The sequence below is a fragment of the Pseudoalteromonas sp. S2893 genome, assembly GCF_005887105.1.
GTDB classification, from domain to species: domain Bacteria; phylum Pseudomonadota; class Gammaproteobacteria; order Enterobacterales; family Alteromonadaceae; genus Pseudoalteromonas; species Pseudoalteromonas atlantica.
Genome location: NZ_PNCY01000029.1, coordinates 193,082 through 214,516 on the forward strand (window position 1 = coordinate 193,082; position 21,435 = coordinate 214,516).

21 protein-coding genes and 1 pseudogene are annotated in these 21,435 nt (G+C 42.9%); 10 read left to right on the plus strand and 12 right to left on the minus strand.

Annotation, left to right across the window (positions count from 1 at the left end):
- Positions 1–18 precede the first annotated feature (18 nt).
- From CWC04_RS14115 to CWC04_RS14135, 5 genes and pseudogenes are all read right to left on the minus strand, one after another.
- A pseudogene (locus tag CWC04_RS14115) lies at positions 19–339 on the minus strand (transposase); the annotation flags it as partial.
- A 286-nt stretch (positions 340–625) separates the two neighbouring features.
- Positions 626–1,117, minus strand: a complete 492-nt coding sequence (locus CWC04_RS14120; protein WP_212747130.1) for a 2-thiouracil desulfurase family protein — start codon at positions 1,115–1,117, stop codon at positions 626–628.
- Between the two features lie 121 nt (positions 1,118–1,238).
- Positions 1,239–1,706 carry an OsmC family protein gene (locus CWC04_RS14125; RefSeq protein WP_121638379.1) on the minus strand — a complete coding sequence of 156 codons (468 nt, stop codon included), beginning with the start codon at positions 1,704–1,706 and terminating at the stop codon, positions 1,239–1,241.
- A 104-nt stretch (positions 1,707–1,810) separates the two neighbouring features.
- Positions 1,811–2,248, minus strand: coding sequence for a GNAT family N-acetyltransferase (locus tag CWC04_RS14130; RefSeq protein WP_011789173.1), 438 nt, complete (start codon positions 2,246–2,248; stop codon positions 1,811–1,813).
- A 107-nt stretch (positions 2,249–2,355) separates the two neighbouring features.
- Positions 2,356–2,685: a hypothetical protein gene (locus CWC04_RS14135; protein ID WP_138685736.1), complete on the minus strand. Its 330-nt coding sequence runs from the start codon at positions 2,683–2,685 to the stop codon at positions 2,356–2,358.
- A gap of 275 nt (positions 2,686–2,960) precedes the next feature.
- Here CWC04_RS14135 and CWC04_RS14140 point away from each other — a divergent pair, with 275 nt between their 5' ends.
- Entirely contained in the window at positions 2,961–3,161 is a 201-nt protein-coding gene (locus CWC04_RS14140) for a phage integrase N-terminal SAM-like domain-containing protein (RefSeq protein ID WP_249326155.1), read from the plus strand.
- 100 nt (positions 3,162–3,261) lie between these two features.
- Here CWC04_RS14140 and CWC04_RS14145 read toward each other — a convergent pair whose 3' ends face one another.
- The 7 genes from CWC04_RS14145 to CWC04_RS14175 all read right to left on the minus strand — a co-directional run bounded on the left by CWC04_RS14145 (position 3,262) and on the right by CWC04_RS14175 (position 10,971).
- Complete coding sequence (locus CWC04_RS14145; RefSeq protein ID WP_138685737.1) at positions 3,262–4,032, minus strand: SDR family oxidoreductase; 771 nt, start codon at positions 4,030–4,032, stop codon at positions 3,262–3,264.
- Between the two features lie 9 nt (positions 4,033–4,041).
- A complete protein-coding gene (gene mmsB / locus CWC04_RS14150; protein WP_138685738.1) occupies positions 4,042–4,941 on the minus strand; it encodes a 3-hydroxyisobutyrate dehydrogenase in 900 nt (299 codons plus the stop codon).
- Entirely contained in the window at positions 4,938–6,101 is a 1,164-nt protein-coding gene (locus tag CWC04_RS14155) for an enoyl-CoA hydratase/isomerase family protein (RefSeq protein ID WP_138685739.1), read from the minus strand. The genes mmsB and CWC04_RS14155 overlap by 4 nt, the downstream gene beginning before the upstream one ends.
- Positions 6,101–6,886: an enoyl-CoA hydratase gene (locus CWC04_RS14160; RefSeq protein WP_138685740.1), complete on the minus strand. Its 786-nt coding sequence runs from the start codon at positions 6,884–6,886 to the stop codon at positions 6,101–6,103. Before CWC04_RS14160 ends, CWC04_RS14155 begins: the two co-directional genes overlap by 1 nt.
- Before the next feature lie 10 nt (positions 6,887–6,896).
- On the minus strand, positions 6,897–8,054 hold the full coding sequence (locus tag CWC04_RS14165) for an acyl-CoA dehydrogenase family protein (RefSeq protein ID WP_138685741.1): 1,158 nt from the start codon (positions 8,052–8,054) through the stop codon (positions 6,897–6,899).
- A gap of 141 nt (positions 8,055–8,195) precedes the next feature.
- Positions 8,196–9,686 carry a CoA-acylating methylmalonate-semialdehyde dehydrogenase gene (locus tag CWC04_RS14170; RefSeq protein ID WP_138685742.1) on the minus strand — a complete coding sequence of 497 codons (1,491 nt, stop codon included), beginning with the start codon at positions 9,684–9,686 and terminating at the stop codon, positions 8,196–8,198.
- Between the two features lie 103 nt (positions 9,687–9,789).
- Complete coding sequence (locus CWC04_RS14175; protein ID WP_138685743.1) at positions 9,790–10,971, minus strand: thiolase family protein; 1,182 nt, start codon at positions 10,969–10,971, stop codon at positions 9,790–9,792.
- 330 nt (positions 10,972–11,301) lie between these two features.
- Between CWC04_RS14175 and CWC04_RS14180 the strand changes: the two genes are divergently transcribed.
- From CWC04_RS14180 to CWC04_RS14220, 9 genes are all read left to right on the plus strand, one after another.
- Positions 11,302–11,736, plus strand: a complete 435-nt coding sequence (locus tag CWC04_RS14180; RefSeq protein WP_004587901.1) for a MerR family transcriptional regulator — start codon at positions 11,302–11,304, stop codon at positions 11,734–11,736.
- 48 nt (positions 11,737–11,784) lie between these two features.
- On the plus strand, positions 11,785–12,960 hold the full coding sequence (locus CWC04_RS14185) for an isovaleryl-CoA dehydrogenase (protein ID WP_024034119.1): 1,176 nt from the start codon (positions 11,785–11,787) through the stop codon (positions 12,958–12,960).
- A 10-nt stretch (positions 12,961–12,970) separates the two neighbouring features.
- On the plus strand, positions 12,971–14,590 hold the full coding sequence (locus tag CWC04_RS14190; protein WP_138685744.1) for a carboxyl transferase domain-containing protein: 1,620 nt from the start codon (positions 12,971–12,973) through the stop codon (positions 14,588–14,590).
- Between the two features lie 13 nt (positions 14,591–14,603).
- Positions 14,604–15,374: an enoyl-CoA hydratase/isomerase family protein gene (locus tag CWC04_RS14195; RefSeq protein WP_004587898.1), complete on the plus strand. Its 771-nt coding sequence runs from the start codon at positions 14,604–14,606 to the stop codon at positions 15,372–15,374.
- A gap of 8 nt (positions 15,375–15,382) precedes the next feature.
- Positions 15,383–17,374, plus strand: coding sequence for an acetyl/propionyl/methylcrotonyl-CoA carboxylase subunit alpha (locus tag CWC04_RS14200; RefSeq protein ID WP_138685745.1), 1,992 nt, complete (start codon positions 15,383–15,385; stop codon positions 17,372–17,374).
- A complete protein-coding gene (locus CWC04_RS14205) occupies positions 17,374–18,276 on the plus strand; it encodes a hydroxymethylglutaryl-CoA lyase (RefSeq protein WP_138685746.1) in 903 nt (300 codons plus the stop codon). Before CWC04_RS14200 ends, CWC04_RS14205 begins: the two co-directional genes overlap by 1 nt.
- A gap of 45 nt (positions 18,277–18,321) precedes the next feature.
- Positions 18,322–19,020, plus strand: coding sequence for a CoA transferase subunit A (locus tag CWC04_RS14210; RefSeq protein WP_004587895.1), 699 nt, complete (start codon positions 18,322–18,324; stop codon positions 19,018–19,020).
- 15 nt (positions 19,021–19,035) lie between these two features.
- Positions 19,036–19,692, plus strand: a complete 657-nt coding sequence (locus tag CWC04_RS14215; protein ID WP_004587894.1) for a 3-oxoacid CoA-transferase subunit B — start codon at positions 19,036–19,038, stop codon at positions 19,690–19,692.
- Positions 19,693–20,007: 315 nt separating this feature from the next.
- The gene (locus CWC04_RS14220) at positions 20,008–20,889 is read left to right on the plus strand and encodes a LysR family transcriptional regulator (protein ID WP_004587893.1); all 882 of its coding nucleotides are present in this window, start codon (positions 20,008–20,010) and stop codon (positions 20,887–20,889) included.
- Positions 20,890–21,435 lie beyond the last annotated feature (546 nt).

Genomic DNA, 21,435 nt, shown 5'->3' on the forward strand with positions numbered 1-21,435 from the left:
TGGGTGTCTTGTTTATTTGTTAGCCATCTTGGCTCTAATGGGGTTTAAATCGACATAGGCCATACACGCTGCAATTGCGGCTTCATCAAGTAAAGCTTGCGATTTGAATCTACCCTCCCAAAACCTCCCTGTGCAGTTATCTTCTTTATTTGCTCTACGCGCTATATTTTCATTTAATAGGCGCATAAACCAGCTGATACTTGCTAAACGTTCTCGGTATTGTTTTACCGTTTGATTGAAAAAGATGAGCTCAACTTTACTTAGCTTCTCGCCTTGTATGTATTTTTGCGTTAACAATGTGCCTTTACAGAGTTTATGCCACAAACCTTTTAAAGGCATTTTTCTGAATTTAGTCGCTAATTTTGTGTTAGTTGTTCCATCCCCATTTTCTAAATTAATCACTTCTTCAGCAACCATCATAGGGTTAACACCAAACTCAGTAGCATAAATATACAGATCTAAATAAAAGAGTTCACTTACTCGACTTTTTAAATCATCATCAAATCTCAGTAAGCTTTTAAAGTCCGCTAGTTGCTCTGGAGTAATTGAAATATCCCCATGCTTCAATTTAACCGTGTAATTATTCGACATATGCCAAATCCTTTTAAATGCCTAACGCCAGCCATCACGCGCTCGTCGCGTGGATGGCCTTGTTAGCATCCGTTACCTCATGTTGGCTAAACACTTGAACTCCATGCCTGCGCAGCAACGCGACTGTAACCCCAATACCCGGAGACCGGTTACCTGAAAAGCTACCATCGTAGATAAAAGAACTACCACAAGAAGGGCTAGACTCAGCCAGTACCGCTATCTCAATGTTGAACTTTTTGCACAGCTCCAAGGCAATAGAGGCACCTGCAATGAAATCTTCGGTGACGACATTTCCGCCTTTTTCAACAACGTCGGTTTCACCATCTAACACCATGTTACCGTTACCTCGGAAAATCTCCGCAGGTTTCCTGGGGATACTCATCCCGGCCTCAACTTCCGGGCAGACTGGAACGACCCACCCTTCGGATACCCATTTCTCAACAAGTTGATCATGCACCGAAAGGCTTCCACCGTCATATCTAACCTTTCTCCCTAAAAGGCAGGCACTCATTAATACTTTTCTCAAATTACTACCCCGTAGGATTGTGGTGTGTTGCTAACGCCTCATTCAGAGGCAAAAAATAGTTGGTTAAAATTAGCGACGCAGGAGCAAAAACCAACTGTTTTTTGTACTTTGAAATGACTTGTTAGGCTACGATTTCCGTAACAATTTCAGTTTTTACTGAGTTAGCAATAAAACATTGGTCATGTGATTGATGGTGCATTTTTTCAAGTTGCTCCATCGTTGGTTTTTTATCACCCGAAAACTGAACATGTGGTCTAAGTGTAACTTTAGTCATTGAAATTTTACCATCGCTATCTTTCTCCATAATACCTACAGCATCGTCTACATATGAATCTACAACATATCTTCTTTTGGCTGCGATTGATAAGAAAAACAACATGTGGCAACTAGAAAGAGACGCAACAAATGCTTCTTCTGGGTCTACATTTGCTTCAACGGAATAAGGTAAAGGAACTACGTGAGGTGAAGAAGAGGCTTGAACGGTTACACCACCATCAAAAATCCATTCATGGCCTCGGCTATATTTGTTATCAACATAACTTTCAGTGCTACCTCTAACCCAATTGATTTTGGCAAAATACTCTGACATTTGAACTCCGTATATGAAAGTAGCCTAACGCTCGCCTAAACGGCGAGCAACTTGTTGCGAGTCCAGCGGCCGTAGGCCGCGATGTTTAAGGCGATTGTTAGAGCTCACAGCTTGATGACTGCCAACATATCTTCACCATCTTCATCCAACCCCACTTCCTGAAAGCCAAAACTTGAATAAAAATTTTTGGCCACTGGGTTTTCAGGGTCATAGCAAATTTCTATTTCTTTTACTTTGTCACTGGCTTTGATTTCATTGAGCGCCAAATTTAGTGCAACTCTGCCAATACCAGATTGTTGATAGCGTTGATCCACCATAAAGCGCCAGATAGAAACTTTTTCAGGCGTTTCAGATACCCACATGAAAAAACCGACAGGCTTATCGTTCTGATAGATAGCTCTGCAGGTATGCCCTTGGCAGTAATGTGATTCAACCAAAGACCACATATTGCTCGCAACATATTCCTGTTGCTCATCCGTGACATCTAAGTCACATACGTCTTCATAATTTGAACTTGTAATCTCTTCCAATGTGATATTCATGACTTTCCTTAGCTCTAACGCCCATTTAAGGGGCTGATAATTGTTTGCTATAATGTGTAGCGAAGCGAAACCGAGCAAACTGTTAGCAGTCCCGCTTTAAATTCTTGTTAGCTTTCAATTGTTTGGTCTTTGTAACGCCTGATGAAAGCTTCACCCAACTCTTCTTGTTCCCAGTGATATTTTACAATAGAACCACTTTCGCTGAATTTACCCCAACCCCAGCCTTCTTCTACGAAGTTAAAGTAGAGACAACTGCCATTTAAAATCGCTACAACCCAAAAGTCATGTTCAAAATCGTATTGTTTCTGTTTCCATTTCACAGGTTGGATTTTGCACTTCACCCACGTTTTCAGGGTTTCAAATTCAGAGTCGCTAATTGCAATATCGGCTTCAGCTAATTCTTGATTCACTTCATCGAAGGTTAAATTTGACTGCATACTATCCTTGAAAGCTAACAATTTTGTCTACGACATTTGTCGTTTTATAAACCGACAAATGTCCATATATTACAATGCATTTATCTTAACCATCAAATAAACACCTGTAAACAATTAGTTAACTGAAAATTATTTATAATCAGTGCGAAAATACACCGAAATGGTAGAGATCAGTAATATTGGACAAAACAATATGCACTGTCTATATATACAGTTAAATTTTGCTAGAGATTCATATCATGAAATCACCTTTTTTAGCTATGATAGCCGAACAAATGTATCTAAAGCATTATGCTAAAAGTACCATCAAAGCGTATTTATACTGGATAGCTTCGTTTATTCGATTTAACTCTATGAGGCACCCAACAACAATGGGAAATAATGAGGCCGAACTTATTTTGAATCACTTAGTCAACCAAAAAAAGTGGCTCCTAACACTCAAACCAAGCCTTAAATGCGTTGAGCTTATTATTTAAAGAGGTGATTCAAAAGCCACTCTTATTAGGTATTTTTTAAAACAAAAAAGCACAGCCCACAAGCGCCATGCTTTTTAAATCAATCTTAACCTAGTTCGGTTTACAAACGAATACCGCCGTCTATTTCTACCACGCGACCTGTAAAAAAGTCGTTTTCGATTATGTATTGTGCGGTATGGGCAATTTCGTCGCTTTCGCCTAAACGCCCTACGGGTGTTACTGCCAGCATGCGTTGTTTGGCTTCGGGTTTCATGGCGTCGGTCATAGCGGTGCTTATTACACCTGGTGCAATAGCGCCTACGCGTATACCAAAACGGCCAAGCTCTTTAGCCCACGAGGTGGTAAGTGCCACTACGCCTGCTTTTGATGCCGCGTAGTTTGTTTGGCCTATGTTACCTGCGCGCGCTACGCTCGACATATTCACTATTACGCCGCCTTTGCCTGATTCAATCATGTGGCTTGCAGCTTCGCGCCCTGCTAAAAATACGCCAGTGAGATTTACATCAATCACTGATTGAAATTGCTCAAGTGACATTTTTTTAACCACTTTGCCGTCTTTTGTTTTTATAAACATGCCGTCGCGTAAAATACCAGCGTTGTTTATAAGCACGCCAATGTGGCCAAAATCGCTTTTAATGGTATTAAATACGTTTTCTACTTCGCTCTCAACCGTTACGTTTGCGGCGTAGCCTTTAATAGTGCCAGATACACCTTCCAGCTGTGTTAGTTTCTCGCACGCTGTGTTTAATAACTCTTGCGCCATATCTATAAGTGCGATGTTAGCGCCCATAAGGGCAAATTTTTGCGCCATTGCAAAGCCTAAGCCTTGTGCGCCACCGGTTATTACTACCGTGTTATTTTTAATTTCCACGCCTTGCTCCTACTTAGAAAACAGTTTAAAAATGGCGCTAAAATCATCACTGCCAGCACCTTGGTGCTGTAGCATAGTGTATAAATTTTTAGCCATTGAACCCATTGGGGTTGAAGAATTACTTTGCTGCGCGGCTTCCATGGCAAGCCCTAAATCTTTAGCCATTAAATCGACCATAAAGCCAGGTTTGTAATCGTTACTTGCAGGGGCTGCATCCATTACACCTGGGCATGGGTTGTAAAGTTCAAGGGTCCAGTTACGGCCAGAGCTTGCAGTCATAATGTCGCTGAGTACTTTTGCATCTAGCCCATTATTAATACCCATTTGCAGGGCTTCGCTCGTACCTGCCATTAAAATACTGAGAAGCATGTTGTTGCATATTTTTGCAACTTGTCCTGCGCCAATATCGCCTGCATGAAATATGTTTTTACCCATATCATTAAGCACAGGTTGTGCGGTATTAAACGCGGCTTTACTACCACCAACAATAAACGTAAGCGTGCCTGCGGTTGCTCCAGCAACACCGCCCGATACCGGTGCATCTACAAAGCTAATACCCTGCTCGCCAAGTGCGCTGCCAACCACACGGGCCGACTCTGCATCTATTGTTGAGCAATCTATCACTAAGGTGTTTTTGCTAAGTACCTTAATTAAGCCGCTATCATCGTTATTGCCTAAATAAAGTGATTTAACATGTTTGCCCGCAGGTAACATACTAATAAGTATATCGGCATTGGTTGCACATGCATTTGCATTTTCAGCTGCGTGTGCGCCTTTACTTGCAAGTTCATTTAAGACCGACTGGTTTAAATCAAATGCTGTAACATTATGGCCGGCTTTAATTAAGTTAGCCGCCATAGGGCCGCCCATATTACCTAAGCCGATAAAACCAATATTGAGTTTAGTCATCGTCTTTCCTTTATGTGTGTTGGGGTGTCTAAGCCATTGAGTGGGTGATTTTCGCCAAAACGGTTAGCAAAAAAGCTCTCTATTATGGCTTGTGGTACATCATTCAGTGTTTTGTATTGCCAATTAGGCGCGCCGTCTTTATCTATTAATAGTGCTCTTACGCCTTCTTGAAATTCACCTACTTCGCCAGCGCGTACCGACATACCCAGCTCCATTTTAAAACACGCTAGTAAGCTTTTTCCTTTACTGGCTTTTAGCTGCTCACTTACTAGCGCGCAACTTAGTGGGCAACCATGCTTAAGTGACTTTTGGGCGCGTTGCAGCCATTTATCGTCTGTAGCTAGGCCTAAAATATAATCAACTTGCTCTTGTAGCGTATTAAGTTCAGCTAATTTTTGAATGGTTGCTAAGTTAGCTTTAATATTGCCTTTGGGCATACGCGCAGATTGGTTATCTAAATCGGTTAATAATTTAGTCAAACGCTCATGATTTAAACTTGCGGTTTTGCCCCACTTAGCCGCTAAAATTTGCGCTAGCATGGCATCATATTTAGTGCTGTCGATAAAGTGATCGGCAAGCGATACAAAGCGTGCATCTTCACAATTAATAGAGGCCGATGTTAGCCCTAAAAATAGCCCCACACCTTGTGGCATTTTATGTAAAAAGTAACTACCGCCTACATCTGGGTATAAGCCTATGGTTTGCTCTGGCATAGCAATGCGCGATGTTTCGGTTACTACGCGGTGGCTAGCACCGGCCATTAGGCCTAAACCACCGCCCATAACAATGCCATTACCCCATACTAAAAGTGGTTTTTCGTAGCAATGAATAAGGTAGTCAAGCTGGTACTCTAGGGTAAAAAAGTCTTCCACTAAGCTTGTTGGTTTTCCTTGCGCCATTGCATGATGAAGACTCACTACATCGCCACCAGCGCAAAATGCTTTATCCCCTGCGCCTTTTAACAATACCATTGCAATTGCATCATCGCTTTGCCAAGCTCGCAGCTGCGGCTCAAGTAATTTGATCATGTCAAAATTAAGGGCGTTTAATGCTTTAGGTACGTTGAGTGTAATAACCCCAATTAAGCTGCCGTTTGCTGCACTTGCCGTTTCAAATAGCACGGGGTCGTCGGCATTATTTAATAACGTTAAATTACTCATTACCCATTTACCCAATTTGCGCGGCGTTTTTCTAAAAAGGCATTAACGCCCTCTTGTTGATCTTGTGTATCAAACAGCCCAACAAACAATTCACGCTCAAGAGGCAATACGCTTGTCATAGGTTGATGGCGGCCTTTTTGAATTAGTGTTTTACATGCAGCTACCGAGCTTGGGCTTTGTTCGCTTACTTGATTGGCAAGTTTTAACGCCGCTGCAAAGCTTTCCCCTTGTGGGACTACTTCCTCTACTAAACCAATTTGCAGGGCTTTATCGGCTTTTAAGCGCTCGCCACATAAAATCATGCGTTTTGCCCAGCCTTCGCCTACAAGCCATGCTAAATTTTGTGTGCCACCCGCGCACGGTAATAAACCCACTTTTGCCTCTGGCAGTGCCATTTGTGCCTGCTCTTCTGCTATACGAATATCACACGCAAGCGCTACTTCTAACCCGCCGCCCATGGCATAACCGTTAATGGCCGCAACCGACACCCCTGTAAAATTAGTCAGTGCTTCAAATGCTTCGCCAAATACACGCGACATATCAGCGGCAACGCCTTTATCGCCACTAGCAAATACGTTTAAATCGGCACCGGCGCTAAAAAACTTCTCGCCTTCGCCGGTAAGCACTAAGGCATAAATGTTTTTGTTGCTATTAAGCTCGTTAACTTTGTTTTTTAAATCAATTAAGGTGTCTTTTGTCCAGGTATTAGCTGGTGGGTTAGACATAGTTAAAATAGCAACATGGCCTTCGGTAGTCAGTTCAATACTCGGGTTAGATTGTGACATAACTTGCTCCTTATAAAACGTCGCTTGCAGACTCGGCTAAAATACGGCGCGCTATAATTACACGCATAATTTCGTTAGTGCCTTCTAAAATTTGATGAACGCGTACATCACGTACATGGCGCTCAAGCGGGTATTCTTTTATGTAACCGTAACCACCATGTACTTGCAGTGCCTCGTTACACACGTTAAAGCCAACATCGGTGGCAAAACGTTTAGCCATGGCGCAGTAGGTAGTTTTTTCACTATCGCCGGTATCAAGTTTAAATGCCGCAAGCCTTACCATTTGGCGTGCAGCTACAAGTTCGGTGTTCATATCTGCAATTTTAAACTGCAACGCCTGAAACGCAGCTAAGGGCTTACCAAATTGAGTGCGCTCTTTTAAGTACTCTTTTGCTGTGTTTAGCGCAGCTTGTGCAGTACCAATTGAGCATGTGGCAATATTAATACGCCCGCCATCTAAGCCTTGCATGGCAAATTTAAAGCCTTCCCCCTCTTTACCTAATAAGTTATGCGCCGGAATACGCACATCTTCAAAACTAATTAAGCGTGTTGGCTGTGCGTTCCAACCCATTTTTTCTTCTGCTTTACCGTATTCAACACCTTGTGCGTCGGCCGGGACTACAAATGCCGAAATACCCGCTGCGCCTTCGCCGCCTGTACGCGCCATTACCACTAAAACTTCAGTTTCACCCGCACCCGATATAAACATTTTTGAGCCGTTAATAACGTACTCATCACCTTCAAGTACGGCTTTTGTTTTTAGTGATGCCGCATCTGAGCCCGCCCCTGGCTCTGTTAAACAATAAGAGGCAAGTAGCTCGCCCATTACTAGTTGCTCTACGTATGTGTCTTTAACTGCATCTGTACCAAAACTAGCTACCATCCACGTGGCCATATTATGAATAGTTAGCATGGCCGTTGTAGCTGTACAGCCCATCGCAAGCTGCTCAAATATAATGCTTGAATCTAAACGTGATAAACCAAGGCCGCCGGCTTCCTCTGGCGTGTATAAACCGCAAAAGCCAAGCTCGCCCGCCGCTTTAATCGTATCTTTAGGAAAAATATGCTCGCGATCCCACTTTGCTGCATGTGGAGCAAGTTCTGATTCTGCAAATTGGCGTGCAGTTTCTGCAAAGGCTTGTTGATCTTCTGATAAGTTAAAGTCCATGGTAGACCTCTTTAATTGTGTTGTTAGTGTGTCCCATTAGGGTAAATGAGTGAAGAGCGGCAAAGGCTGATGTGTGTGTTCTAGTTGCTTGTCAGCGGGTTTAGCCTTTGCGCCCTTCTTTATTATTATTTTTGAGTGTGTTTATTTTAAATTAATGCTCATGTTTGGACCTGAAGCGATGTCGTCTTCAAACCAACGTGAGGTAATGGTTTTAGTTTCTGTGTAAAAACGTATACCTTGCTTACCATAAGTGTGTGTATCGCCGTAAAACGAGCCTTTCCAGCCCGTAAACGAGAAAAACGGCAGCGGCACCGGGATAGGCACATTAATACCCACTTGCCCTACTTCAATTTCATGTTGAAATTTACGAGCCACAGCGCCACTTGAGGTAAATAACGAGGTACCGTTGCCGTACGGGCTTTCGTTAATAAGGGCAATTGCCTCATCAAGCGTATCTACAAACATACAGGCAAGCACAGGGCCAAAGATTTCTTCTTTGTATAAGTCCATGTCTTTTGTCACATCGGTAAATAGAGTTGGGCCAACCCAGTTACCTTGATCAAAGCCCTCTACTGTGTAGTTTGAGCCATCAATTAAACAGGTGGCGCCTTGCTCTTTACCGCTTGCTATAAGCGATAAAATACGCTCTTTTGCTGCTTTTGATGTTTGTGGGCCGTAGGCTGCGTCTTTGTCATCCCACACGCCTGGGCGTACGTTTTCAAAGCCTGCTTTTATTTCATCTACCCACTCACTTGCTTGGCCTACAAACACAGCCACCGAAATACCCATACAACGCTGGCCGGCAGCACCAACCGATGCGCCAACTAGGTTATTTACCACGTGCGATTTGCTCGCATCTGGCATAATAACCATGTGATTTTTAGCACCCACACACGCTTGTACGCGCTTAAGGTTTTGTGTGCCTTTAGAATAAATGTATGCACCTACACCACACGAGCCCACAAACGAAATTGCACGTACTGCTTTGTCTTCTAGTAGGCGGTCTACTTGCGGTTTTGTACCATGAACCACTTGTAATACGCCTTTTGGTGCGCCGGCTTCAATAAATAGCTCAGCTAAATGCATTGGAGTGAGTGGGTCTTGCTCAGAGGGTTTTAAAATAAAGGTGTTACCACATACAATAGCTAGCGGAAACATCCAAAGTGGGATCATCGCCGGAAAGTTAAACGGCGTAATGCCTGCACATACGCCAAGGGGCTGCATGTAAGAGTAGGTATCTATTTTACGGGCAACGTTTTCCATTGTTTCGCCCATCATTAGTGACGGTGCGTTAGCTGCTTGTTCTACTACTTCAATACCGCGCCATACATCGCCTTTTGCATCTTCAAACGTTTTACCTAGTTCGTGGCAAATAATGGTCGCAAGCTCATCGTGGTGCTCTTTTAACAGCGCCGCGTATTTCATCATAATGCGGGCACGCTCGGTAATGGGCACATCTTTCCATGTTTTAAATGTTTCTGAGGCCGAGGCAATCGCTGCATCCATTTCTGAGTCGGTAGTGCATGGCACTTGCGCAAGTACTTCTTGGTTTGCTGGGTTAATTACATCAATAAGCTCTTCAGAAGCCGACTGAACAAATTCGCCATTTATAAGTAGTGGAACTTGGTGCATGGGTAAATCCTGTTGTTAGTGTGTTCTTTTAAAAAATGGCACCGTTTTGTTATTAGTATGAGTACGGTGCATTTTAGTTGCTGTTAGTTAATTAACTTTTTTGTTAGTAAGCCTCTACAGCCATGGCTACAGCTTCGCCGCCACCAATACATAAAGACGCAATTCCTTTTTTAAGGCCACGGTTTTTAAGTGCGTGAATAAGCGTGACTAAAATTCTCGCGCCGCTGGCACCAATTGGGTGGCCAAGTGCACACGCCCCACCGTTTACGTTTACTTTGCTTTCATCAAGTTTTAATTCGTTAATAGCAAGCATGGTAACCATGGCAAAGGCTTCGTTAATTTCCCACAGGTCTACATCAGCGGTAGTCCAGCCTGCTTTTTCAAGCACACTGTTCATAGCGCCCACAGGTGCTACTGTAAATTCACTTGGTTTTTGAGAGTGCGTGCTGTGCGCTACAATTTTACAAAGCGGTGTTAAGCCTTGCTCTTTAGCTTTTGATTCGCTCATTAATATAAGCGCTGCGCCACCATCAGAAATTGACGATGAATTAGCCGCAGTGATGGTGCCGTCTTTTTTAAAGGCAGCACGCAGGCTTGGTATTTTTTCTGGGCGGGCATTACCGGGTTGCTCATCAACCGATACGGTTACATCGCCCTTGCGGGTTTTTATGGTGTGCGGCGCAATTTCGTTTTCAAAGCTGCCGTTTTCGATTGCCGCATTGGCTTTACTTAACGAGCTAAGTGCAAACTCATCCATTTGCTCACGGCCAATGCCGTACTCATCGGCAGTATCTTGTGCAAAACAGCCCATTACTTTGTTATCGTAAGCATCTTCTAGGCCATCGCTCATCATATGATCTTTAATTTCGCCGTGGCCCATACGCATACCGCCACGTGCTTTAGGTATAAAATACGGTGCATTACTCATGCTTTCCATGCCACCAGCAATTGCGCTGCTAATTGAGCCCGCTTTAATTAAGTCGTTTGCGAGCATAGCGGCTTTTAAACCAGAGCCACATACTTTATTAATGGTGGTAGCACCGGTGCCCAGAGCAAGGCCTGCTTTTAACATTGCTTGGCGTGCTGGCGCTTGACCAAGGCCCGCTGGCAATACACAGCCCATAATTACTTCATCTATTGCATCATTTGCTAAACCAGTTTGTGCAAGCGCACTTGCAATGGCGGTTGCGCCAAGCTCGGTAGATTGTGCATCGGTCAATGCGCCCATAAACCCGCCCATTGGCGTACGCTTTGCTGCTACAATTACCACTGATTCTAAAGTCATAATTAACTCCGTTGTATTTATATGCAAATAGTTGTTAGAATATTTGCTCTATTAATTTAGTATTCATTTATTGTTTAACACCCTTACACAATACTAACGTTTACGCTAACGTCAACTAAAAAGCGTTTAATTTTTAGTTTTAAAAGTGTAAGCATTATTTTCCAGTAACGGCGAAGTGAACAATTAATAAAAATAAACTATTGAATATTAATAATATAATTTAACATTTCACATCAACACTCCTTTATAAATAGTTTCATACCACACCAAGCTTTACCTTTACGTAAACTTCACTTATATTGGAGTTATTCGAATGAGGTAAACACAACTATGAAACCAGATAACCAAACAAACTTTGCAAGTTCTGCAAAAGCGCCAAGCAGTAACGATCAAACCTTTAGTATTAGCGATTTAGCTAAAGAGTTTGATATTACCACCCGCTCTATTCGTTTTTACGAAGACCAAGGTTTAGTAAGCCCTGAGCGCAATGGCCAAACCCGTATTTATTCAAAACGCGACAAAGTTCGCTTAAAACTAATACTGCGTGGCAAACGCTTAGGCTTTACGTTGGCTGAAACAGGCCGTTTGTTTGAACTGTACGACGCTGATAAATCAAGCGCTAAACAGCTGGTGACTATGCTCGATTTAATAGCAGAGAAAAAAGCCGACCTTTCTCAGCAAATGGACGACATAAAAGTTGTGCTTATGGAATTAGTGACAGCGGAGCGACGCTGCAGAGACACACTTAATAAAATAGACGAGTAGCCTATTTTAATAATAAAAACACACTGACAACACACACAGGAATGAATCATGAGCACTATTTCACTTTATAAAGAGATGAACTTTGGCCTTGGCGAAACCGCCGATATGATCCGCGACCACGTAAATAGCTTTGCAAGCCAAGAAATTGCGCCACTGGCTGAACAAACCGATATGGATAACGCGTTTCCTAATCAGCTTTGGCCGCAAATGGGCGAAATGGGTGTACTAGGCATGACCGTTTCTGAAGACTTTGGCGGTGCAGGCTTAGGTTACTTAGAGCATGTAATTGCAATGGAAGAAATTAGCCGTGCGAGTGCATCAATTGGCTTAAGCTATGGTGCGCATTCAAACTTGTGTGTAAATCAAATTAACCGTAACGGTAACCAAGCACAAAAAGAAAAATACCTACCAAAGCTTATTAGCGGCGAACACATTGGTGCCCTTGCCATGAGCGAACCAAATGCAGGCTCTGACGTGGTATCAATGAAACTTAAAGCTGAAAAAAAAGGCGATAAGTACATTTTAAATGGCAATAAAATGTGGATCACCAACGGCCCCGATGCACACACATTTGTTATTTATGCAAAAACAGATTTAGAAGCCGGCGCTAAAGGCATTACCGCATTTATTGTTGAAAAAGACTTCCCTGGTTTTTCTACCGCGCAAAAGCTAGACAAGCTTGGTATGCGTGGCTCAAACACGTGTGAACTGGTGTTTGAAAACTGCGAAGTACCAGAAGAAAACATTTTAGGTAACCTAAACGAAGGCGTTAAGGTACTTATGAGCGGCCTAGATTACGAACGTGTAGTACTTGCTGCAGGCCCGCTTGGCATAATGCAAGCCTGTATGGATATTGTTGTACCGTACATTCATGAACGTAAACAGTTCGACACCCCTATTGGCCAATTTCAGTTAATTCAAGGCAAAGTAGCCGACATGTATACGCAAATGAACGCCGCACGCTCATACGTTTATACTGTTGCAAAAGCCTGTGACCGCGGCGAAACCACCCGTAAAGATGCCGCCGGCGCCATTTTATATGCCGCTGAGCTTGCCACTAAAATGGCGCTTGATGCTATTCAAATTTTAGGGGGTAACGGCTACATAAACGAATACGCCACAGGGCGCTTATTGCGTGATGCCAAACTATACGAAATTGGTGCTGGTACATCAGAAATACGCCGCATGCTTATTGGCCGCGAACTCTTTACCGAAAGCCGTTAAGGATTAAATTATGACGATATTAAAATCGAGCGTTAATCCTCACGATCCTACTTTTGTGCAAAATCACAAAAACATGGCAGCTTTGGTTGATGATTTACATAGTAAAGTAGCCACCATAAGCTTAGGCGGCGGCGCTGCGTTAAAAGAGCGCCACGAAGGCCGAGGTAAGTTATTTGTACGCGACCGTATTAGCACTTTATTAGATGAAGGCTCACCGTTTTTAGAAATTTCGCAATTTGCAGCCTTTGGTGTGTACGAACAAGAAATTGCCTGTGCGGGTGTAGTTGCTGGTATTGGCCGTGTTAAAGGTATTGAATGCATGATCATTGCAAATGATGCCACGGTAAAAGGCGGTACGTACTTTCCGCTTACCGTTAAAAAGCATTTACGCGCGCAAGATATAGCCGAGCGCTGCCACTTACCGTGTATTTATTTGGTTGATTCGGGCGGTGCCAACCTGCCCGAGCAAGACGATGTATTCCCTGATAAATTACATTTTGGCCGTATTTTTTATAACCAAGCCCGTATGTCGGGTAAAGGTATTCCTCAAATTGCTGTGGTAATGGGGTTATGTACCGCAGGCGGCGCATACGTACCCGCTATGGCCGATGAAAGCATAATAGTAAAAGAACAAGGCACTATATTTTTAGCCGGACCACCGCTTGTAAAAGCAGCGACGGGTGAAGTAGTCAGCGCCGAAGAATTAGGCGGCGCCGATGTGCATTGTAAAACATCGGGGGTGGCTGACCACTTTGCAGAAAATGACGAGCATGCGCTTTCTATTGCCCGCCAATGTATTGAGCGTATTAATTACACGCGCCCTACAGCGCCGTTACTTAAACAAGAGCTAGAGGATGTAAAACCACCACGATACGATATAAACGAGCTTTACGGTATTGTAGGCACCGACCTTAAAAAGCCGTTTGATGTGCGTGAAGTTATTGCCCGTACGGTGGATGATTCATCGTTTGATGAATTTAAACGCTACTTTGGTGAAACACTGGTCACAGGCTTTGCCAGCATTTACGGTAACCCTGTAGGCATAGTGGCTAATAACGGCATTTTATTTAGTGAGTCGGCGCAAAAAGGCGCGCACTTTATTCAACTATGTGCACAGCGCAATATCCCTTTAGTGTTTTTGCAAAATATTACCGGCTTTATGGTAGGTAAAAAATACGAAGCTGAGGGCATAGCAAAGCATGGCGCTAAAATGGTAATGGCGGTTTCGTGTGCCGATGTACCTAAATTTACTGTATTAATTGGTGGCTCTTATGGCGCTGGTAATTACGGTATGTGTGGTCGCGCATTTGAACCCACCATGATGTGGATGTGGCCCAATGCCCGTATTTCGGTAATGGGCGGCGAGCAAGCCGCCGGTGTAATGGCACAAGTTAAGCAAGATGGCTTAGCACGTAAAGGCCATAGTATGAGCGAGCAAGAAGTTAGCGATTTTAAAAAGCCAATTATTGATCAGTACGAAGAGCAAGGCCATCCGTATTACGCAAGCGCACGCTTGTGGGACGACGGCATTATTGACCCTGCCGATACCCGTAACGTATTAGGTCTTGCCTTAAGTGCAGCTAAAAATGCACCACAGCAAGACTCTAAGTTTGGCGTATTTAGAATGTAACCGGAGCGCAAAAATGTCAGTAACACTACAAATAACAAAATCTAATGTGGCTGTACTTGTTTTAAGCCGAGTTGAAAAACGTAACGCATTTAATAGTGAAGTGATACACGAGCTAATTCAGTGCATAGAGCATGCAAATACGCTCGACATTCGCGCTTTGGTTTTAAAAACTGAGGGTAAGCACTTTTCTGCCGGTGCCGATTTAGCCTGGATGAAATCAATGGCTGATAACAACTACGCCGATAACCTTGCCGATTCTATGCAGCTCGCTAAATTAATGCAGGTACTAGCCGCCTCTCCTCATCCTACTATATGTGCTGTACAAGGCGCTGCATTTGGTGGCGCTCTGGGCTTAATTGCATGTTGCGATATTGCCCTAAGTAAAGACGATGCGCAGTTTTGTTTAAGCGAAGTAAAGCTAGGGCTTATTCCTGCGGTAATTAGCCCGTATGTAATTAAAGCCATTGGTGAGCGTGCCGCGCGCCGCTACTTTTTAACTGCCGAGGTGTTTGATGCCCACACAGCAAAACAACTTGGTTTGGTTCATCAGGTGACCGGTAATTTAGACTGTGCCCTTGATAACATGCTGCAAACATTAATCGATAACGGCCCAGTAGCTGTAAAAGCCGCTAAATCATTAATTAACGATGTAGCAAATAAGCCTATTAATGATGATCTTATTGAACTCACGGCCGAACGTATTGCAAATATTCGGGTATCGGACGAAGGCCAAGAAGGACTAAGCGCCTTTTTTGATAAACGCCCTCCCGCTTGGCAACTGTAGGACTAATTATGAACACACACACATTAAAAAAGATACTCATTGCCAACCGTGGTGAAATTGCATGCCGTATAATGCGAAGTGCAAAGCTAATGGGCTTAACAACGGTGGCAGTTTACTCTGAGGCCGACAAACACGCACAACATGTAAAAATGGCTGATGAGGCTTACCACATTGGCCCTGCACCAAGTAAAGACTCATACCTTGTAACAGATAAAATTTTACAGGTTGCAAGAACAAGCGGTGCCGATTGTATACACCCTGGGTACGGTTTTTTATCTGAAAACAGTGAGTTTGCTAAAGCCTGTGAAGCTAACAACATTGCGTTTATTGGCCCTCTTGCAAGCAGCATAGAAGCCATGGGCTCTAAAACCTGCGCCAAAGAAATTATGGCCGCGGCAAATGTACCATTAGTGCCAGGCTATTACGGTGAAAACCAAGATCCTGCTTTTTTACAATCTGAGGCTGAAAAAATTGGCTACCCCGTGCTCATTAAAGCGGCCTTTGGTGGTGGCGGTAAAGGCATGCGCGTCGTTGAGCATGCCAAAGACTTTATAAGTGCGCTTGAAGGCGCACAACGCGAAGCAATTGCGGGCTTTGGTAACGACTTAGTACTGCTTGAGCGCTATGTTAACCAGCCTCGCCATGTTGAAGTACAAGTTTTTGCCGATAACCACGGTAACTGTGTTTATTTAGGTGATCGGGATTGTTCCCTGCAGCGCCGTCATCAAAAAGTAATTGAAGAAGCCCCAGCGCCGGGTTTGTCTGACGAACTACGTAAAGAAATGGGTGAAGCCGCAGTACGCTGTGCCCTTGCAATAAACTACAGAGGTGCAGGTACGGTTGAGTTTTTACTGTGTGGCGATGAGTTTTTCTTTATGGAAATGAACACGCGCCTACAAGTAGAGCACCCTGTAACCGAAATGGTAACCGGCGTAGATTTAGTTAATTGGCAAATTAATATTGCCGCTGGGCAAACACTGCCGTTAACGCAATCAGATATACAACTCCAAGGCCACAGCTTTGAAGCGCGTATTTACGCAGAAGATCCAAGTAACGACTTTATTCCCTGCTCGGGCACAATAGAAGCATTAAGCACACCACTTAACAGTGAGTTTGTACGTATTGATACCGGTATTGCACAAGGCGATGAAATAAGCCCGTTTTACGACCCTATGATTGCAAAGCTTATAGTACATGATGATACCAGAGAGCAGGCATTATCGCGTTTACGCCAAGCACTTGAGCAATTTCACTTAGCGGGTTTTAGCACTAACATTGGCTTTTTACACAACTTAGCAAGCCACCCTACATTTGCTCAAGGTGCGCCAAGCACCCACTTTATTGCCGATCAAGGCGATGCGTTGGTAAGTGTTGATAGCGCCGCGCTTGAAAAAGCACAACTAATTGCAGCCTTTGCCTACCTTGAATCGCTTGGTGCTAAAAAGGCAACTCAGCAAAGCGTAAGCCCGTGGCAACAACTCAGTGGTTTTACGCTTAACGCACCACAAAAAGTGGATGTACCATTTACAGACTTAGCTATAAGCGCCGTTAAAACTAAAACGGGTTATGTTGTAACGCATAATGATAAGTCGTTCGATATAGCAGGCTCTGTAAACCAAAACGTATGTAATGTGTTTATTAATGGGGAAAAGTTTACCGCCCATGTTAGCCACGTTGATAATAGTATTAGCGTGATGTTTGCTGCGCTGCAAATTAAGCTTGCTTTAAACACTAAACATTACATTAGCAGCCATGAAAGCGACGCCCTGCCCCTTGCGGCGCCACTTAATGGCACTGTGGTTAAGCATTTAGTTGATGTAGGCAGCACCATTACCAAAGGCGATGCCGTAGTGATTATTGAAGCCATGAAAATGGAATACACGCTCAACGCCCCGCACGATGGTATTTTACAAAGCTACTGCTTTGATGAAGGCGAGTTAGTTTCGCACGGCGCTTTATTAGCGATTGTAGAAGACACCACGGCGCAGGAGGCATCGTGATGGCAGCTTTTCCAACTGAAGTTAAAATTGTTGAAGTAGGCGCGCGTGATGGCCTACAAAACGAAAAATCAGTCACTGCAGCTGATAAAATTTCATTAATAAATGCACTCAGTGACGCAGGCTTAAAAAATATTGAAGCCGGTGCTTTTGTATCGCCTAAATGGGTGCCACAAATGGCCGATTCAGCCGAGGTGATAACAGCGCTTAATTTACCCCATGTAAATTTAAGTGCGCTTACACCCAACTTAAAAGGCGCCCAAGTAGCCCATGCCGTTGGCATAAAAGAATTTGCCATATTTACCGCGGCAAGCGAATCGTTCTGTCAAAAAAATATAAATTGCAGTATTGATGAGAGTATTGAGCGTTTTAGCGACGTTATGGCATTTGCAAAAGCCAATAACATACGTGTACGCGGTTATGTAAGTTGTGTACTCGGTTGCCCTTATGAGGGAGAAATAGACCCGCATAAAGTACTTAGCGTTTCGCAAAAGCTTTTAGATTTAGGCTGCTACGAAATAAGCCTTGGCGATACCATAGGTGTTGGCACTGCAAATAAAGTTACCCAGCTTTTAACACTTTTGCTTGTGCATATTGATAAATCAAAACTGGCGGTGCATTTTCATGATACCTACGGGCAAGCGCTCACAAATATTTACGCAGCGTTAAGCTTAGGTATAGCAACGGTTGATGCCGCTGTTGCAGGCCTTGGCGGCTGCCCTTATGCCAAAGGGGCGTCAGGAAATGTTGCCACCGAAGATGTGGTTTACTTACTCAATGGGCTTGGCATTAAACATGGAATTGATTTACAAAGGTTAAGTAGCGCTGGTTGGAAAATTACACAAGCACTTGGCAAAACGCCTGTAAGCAAAGTTTCAATTGCATTAGGCAACACACAAAAATAATAGCTTAACTTGCCAAATGGCAGTTAACACAATGAGGAGAGTCTCATGGCCGGTTTTGATAAAGTAGTTTCTAGTTACGAAGCTGCAATGGCAGGGTTGAAAGACGGCGATACCGTTATTGCTGGCGGCTTTGGCTTATGCGGTATTCCTGAGGGCTTAATTAAACAAATTAAGGCAATGAACACCAAAGAGCTAACCGTGGTTTCTAACAACTGTGGTGTAGATGATTTTGGATTAGGAATTTTACTTAAAGATAAACAAATTAAAAAAGTAATTGCCTCCTACGTGGGCGAAAACGCCCTATTTGAGCAGCAATTACTAAGCGGTGAAATAGATGTAGAGCTTACCCCGCAAGGCACCTTGGCTGAAAAAATGCGTGCAGGCGGTGCAGGTATTCCTGCATTTTATACCGCTACAGGTTACGGTACGCCCGTTGCAGAGGGTAAAGATGTAAAAGAGTTTGATGGTCGCCCTTATATTTTAGAAGAGTCGATCACCGGTGAGTTTGCCATTGTAAAAGCGTGGAAAGCCGACCGATACGGTAATTTAGTATTTAGGCACACTGCCATGAACTTTAACCCAATGGCCGCAACAGCAGGCAAAATTACCGTTGCCGAAGTAGAAGAAATAGTAGAGCCCGGTGAACTTGAGCCAAGCCAAATTCATACCCCCGGCATTTTTGTAAATCGCGTTATTAAAGGCGACTTTGAAAAACGCATTGAACGTGTAACAACACGAGATTAAGCAGGAGCATAGGTTATGGCATTATCACGTGAACAAGTTGCAATGCGCGTTGCACAGGAACTACAAGACGGCTTTTACGTTAATTTGGGCATAGGAATTCCGACACTCGTCGCAAACTATGTACCTGATGGTATTGAAGTTATGTTACAGTCAGAAAATGGGCTTTTAGGTATGGGTCCCTACCCAACAAAAGCCGAGCTAGACGCAGATATGATAAACGCGGGTAAAGAAACCGTGACAGCTGCCACAGGTGCAGCCATATTTAATAGTGCAGATAGTTTTGCCATGATACGGGGTGGTCATGTAGACTTAACCGTTCTGGGTGCATTTGAAGTAGACCAAAGCGGCAACATTGCCTCGTGGATGATCCCCAAAAAGCTGATAAAAGGCATGGGGGGCGCAATGGATTTAGTCGCTGGGGCAAAGAATATTATTGTTACTATGACCCATGCCAGTAAGCATGGTGATTCTAAATTATTAGAGTCGTGCACATTACCGCTAACGGGCGTTAATTGCGTTAAAAAAATAGTAACAGATTTGGCCGTACTTGAAGTTAAAGACGGCGCATTTCATTTACTCGAGCGCGCTCCGGGCGTATCGGTTGATGAAATTATTAGTAAAACAGCAGGTAAATTACTTGTTGACGGTGAAGTACCAGAAATGGTTTTTTAACGCTTTACCATGTACCGACCTCATTCCCAGTGCCAATGGCGCTGAGTTACCCAAAATCCCTCGCAAGAGGGATTTTTTTTGCCTGCCATAAACTTTTTTTCAGTTTTAATACAGTTGTAGTAAATATTATCTATAATACAAATAGCTTTTAATGTAAGCGCTTATATTATTTGCACTAATTTGTGGATTGTCTGCACCTTTTTTGTGAACTAGTGCTATATTTAAAATTAAACTATTGATATTATTATATTAAATTATTGGTTCGATTATTGCCTATTAAAGGCGTCTTAAATTAATTAAACAATTCTGGAAAACATGCAAACTCCTATTCGAGGCCTCCGCTCTTTTTGCTTTGCAGCAAAAAGCTTAAGTTTTAAACATGCAGCTAAAGAGCTGTACTTAACGCCCTCTGCGGTAAGCCATCAGATAAAACAACTTGAAGAACAACTAGGCATTGAACTCTTTCAACGCCAAACCCGATCCATTAGTTTAACGGCTGCGGGTAAAAACTTTTTTGATGCCATTTCGCCTATTATCTATACGCTTGAAAACACCATCAACGAGTTCAGTCAATTGCAGCAAAATACTAATATAACTATTACGCTGCCTGAATTTTTTGCCAGTGAACTACTTATGCCTAAATTAAGTGAGTGGACATCTGAGCACCCTAATATAAATTTACAAATGGATACGCTCAAAACCCGTAAAGAGCTAACCCGCCACAGTGATTTATCGATTGTTTTATCCTCAAGTAAACCCACTGAGGGCCTTACTACAGAGCTATTTAACCTTGAATATATACCGGCGTGTAACGAAAAACTGTTAAAACAGTGGAAAGACGATCACTGCCAAGCATTAAACCAAGTACCATTAATCCTTCACAAAGCAAGGCCGTGGGCATGGCACCAATGGGCTGAAAAAGCGGGTATAGATGACTTTTCGCCTACGCAAATTATACAAATTGATAGTATGTTTGGGGTCGCTCGTGCAGCGCAACAGGGCATTGGCATTTCACTTATACCGCTGCCTATTAGCCAAAGCTGGTTTGATGAAAAATGGCTTTATAAATTATTTCAACAGCCCCTTACCACCAAAGATAAATACTATTTAGTACAGCATGAAGCTAATTCGCCAAATCCCGCGCTAGATTTATTTGCTAAATGGGTTGTATCTACATTTAGCAACATTCAAGGTTAGTGTTGCCTTAGTAAATGCAATTTACATTTTGGTTTAATAACGCCAATTTTAATGTGTGCAGCACGTAGCAAGTGCTAAAGCTGCACACAGTAAACTGTAAAGCTCCTTCTTTTTTACTTTCTTGCAGCTTAACAACACCGTTTAGTGATTTATTATTAATTAAATATTTTTATTTAATCATTCGTTTTTGCCCTACAAGCTAATCAATAAAAATTTAATATTTAAAATCAATAAAATAACACTGCAGGTTAGACTAAAGTCTATAGCTTAATTTTTTTCACTTATTGGTTTTATTTTTATCGTTTGTCTGACTTTTACGATTATTCTAAAGTTAACTCATCGCAAGCAAACAGCTAAACGTATTTACTAATTAGACATTATTTACTGTTTTGCACCAAATAAATGCAACCTTTTTAGATGTGATAGCTCTAACAAGGTAAGAAAAGAATCTTATATTGTGTGTGTAAGATGTTGTCAGTGTGAAAAAGCAGTTCAAGTTAGGTGGTGACTTGGTTTGAACTGTTTTTTATTCCACCAGCAGCAGTC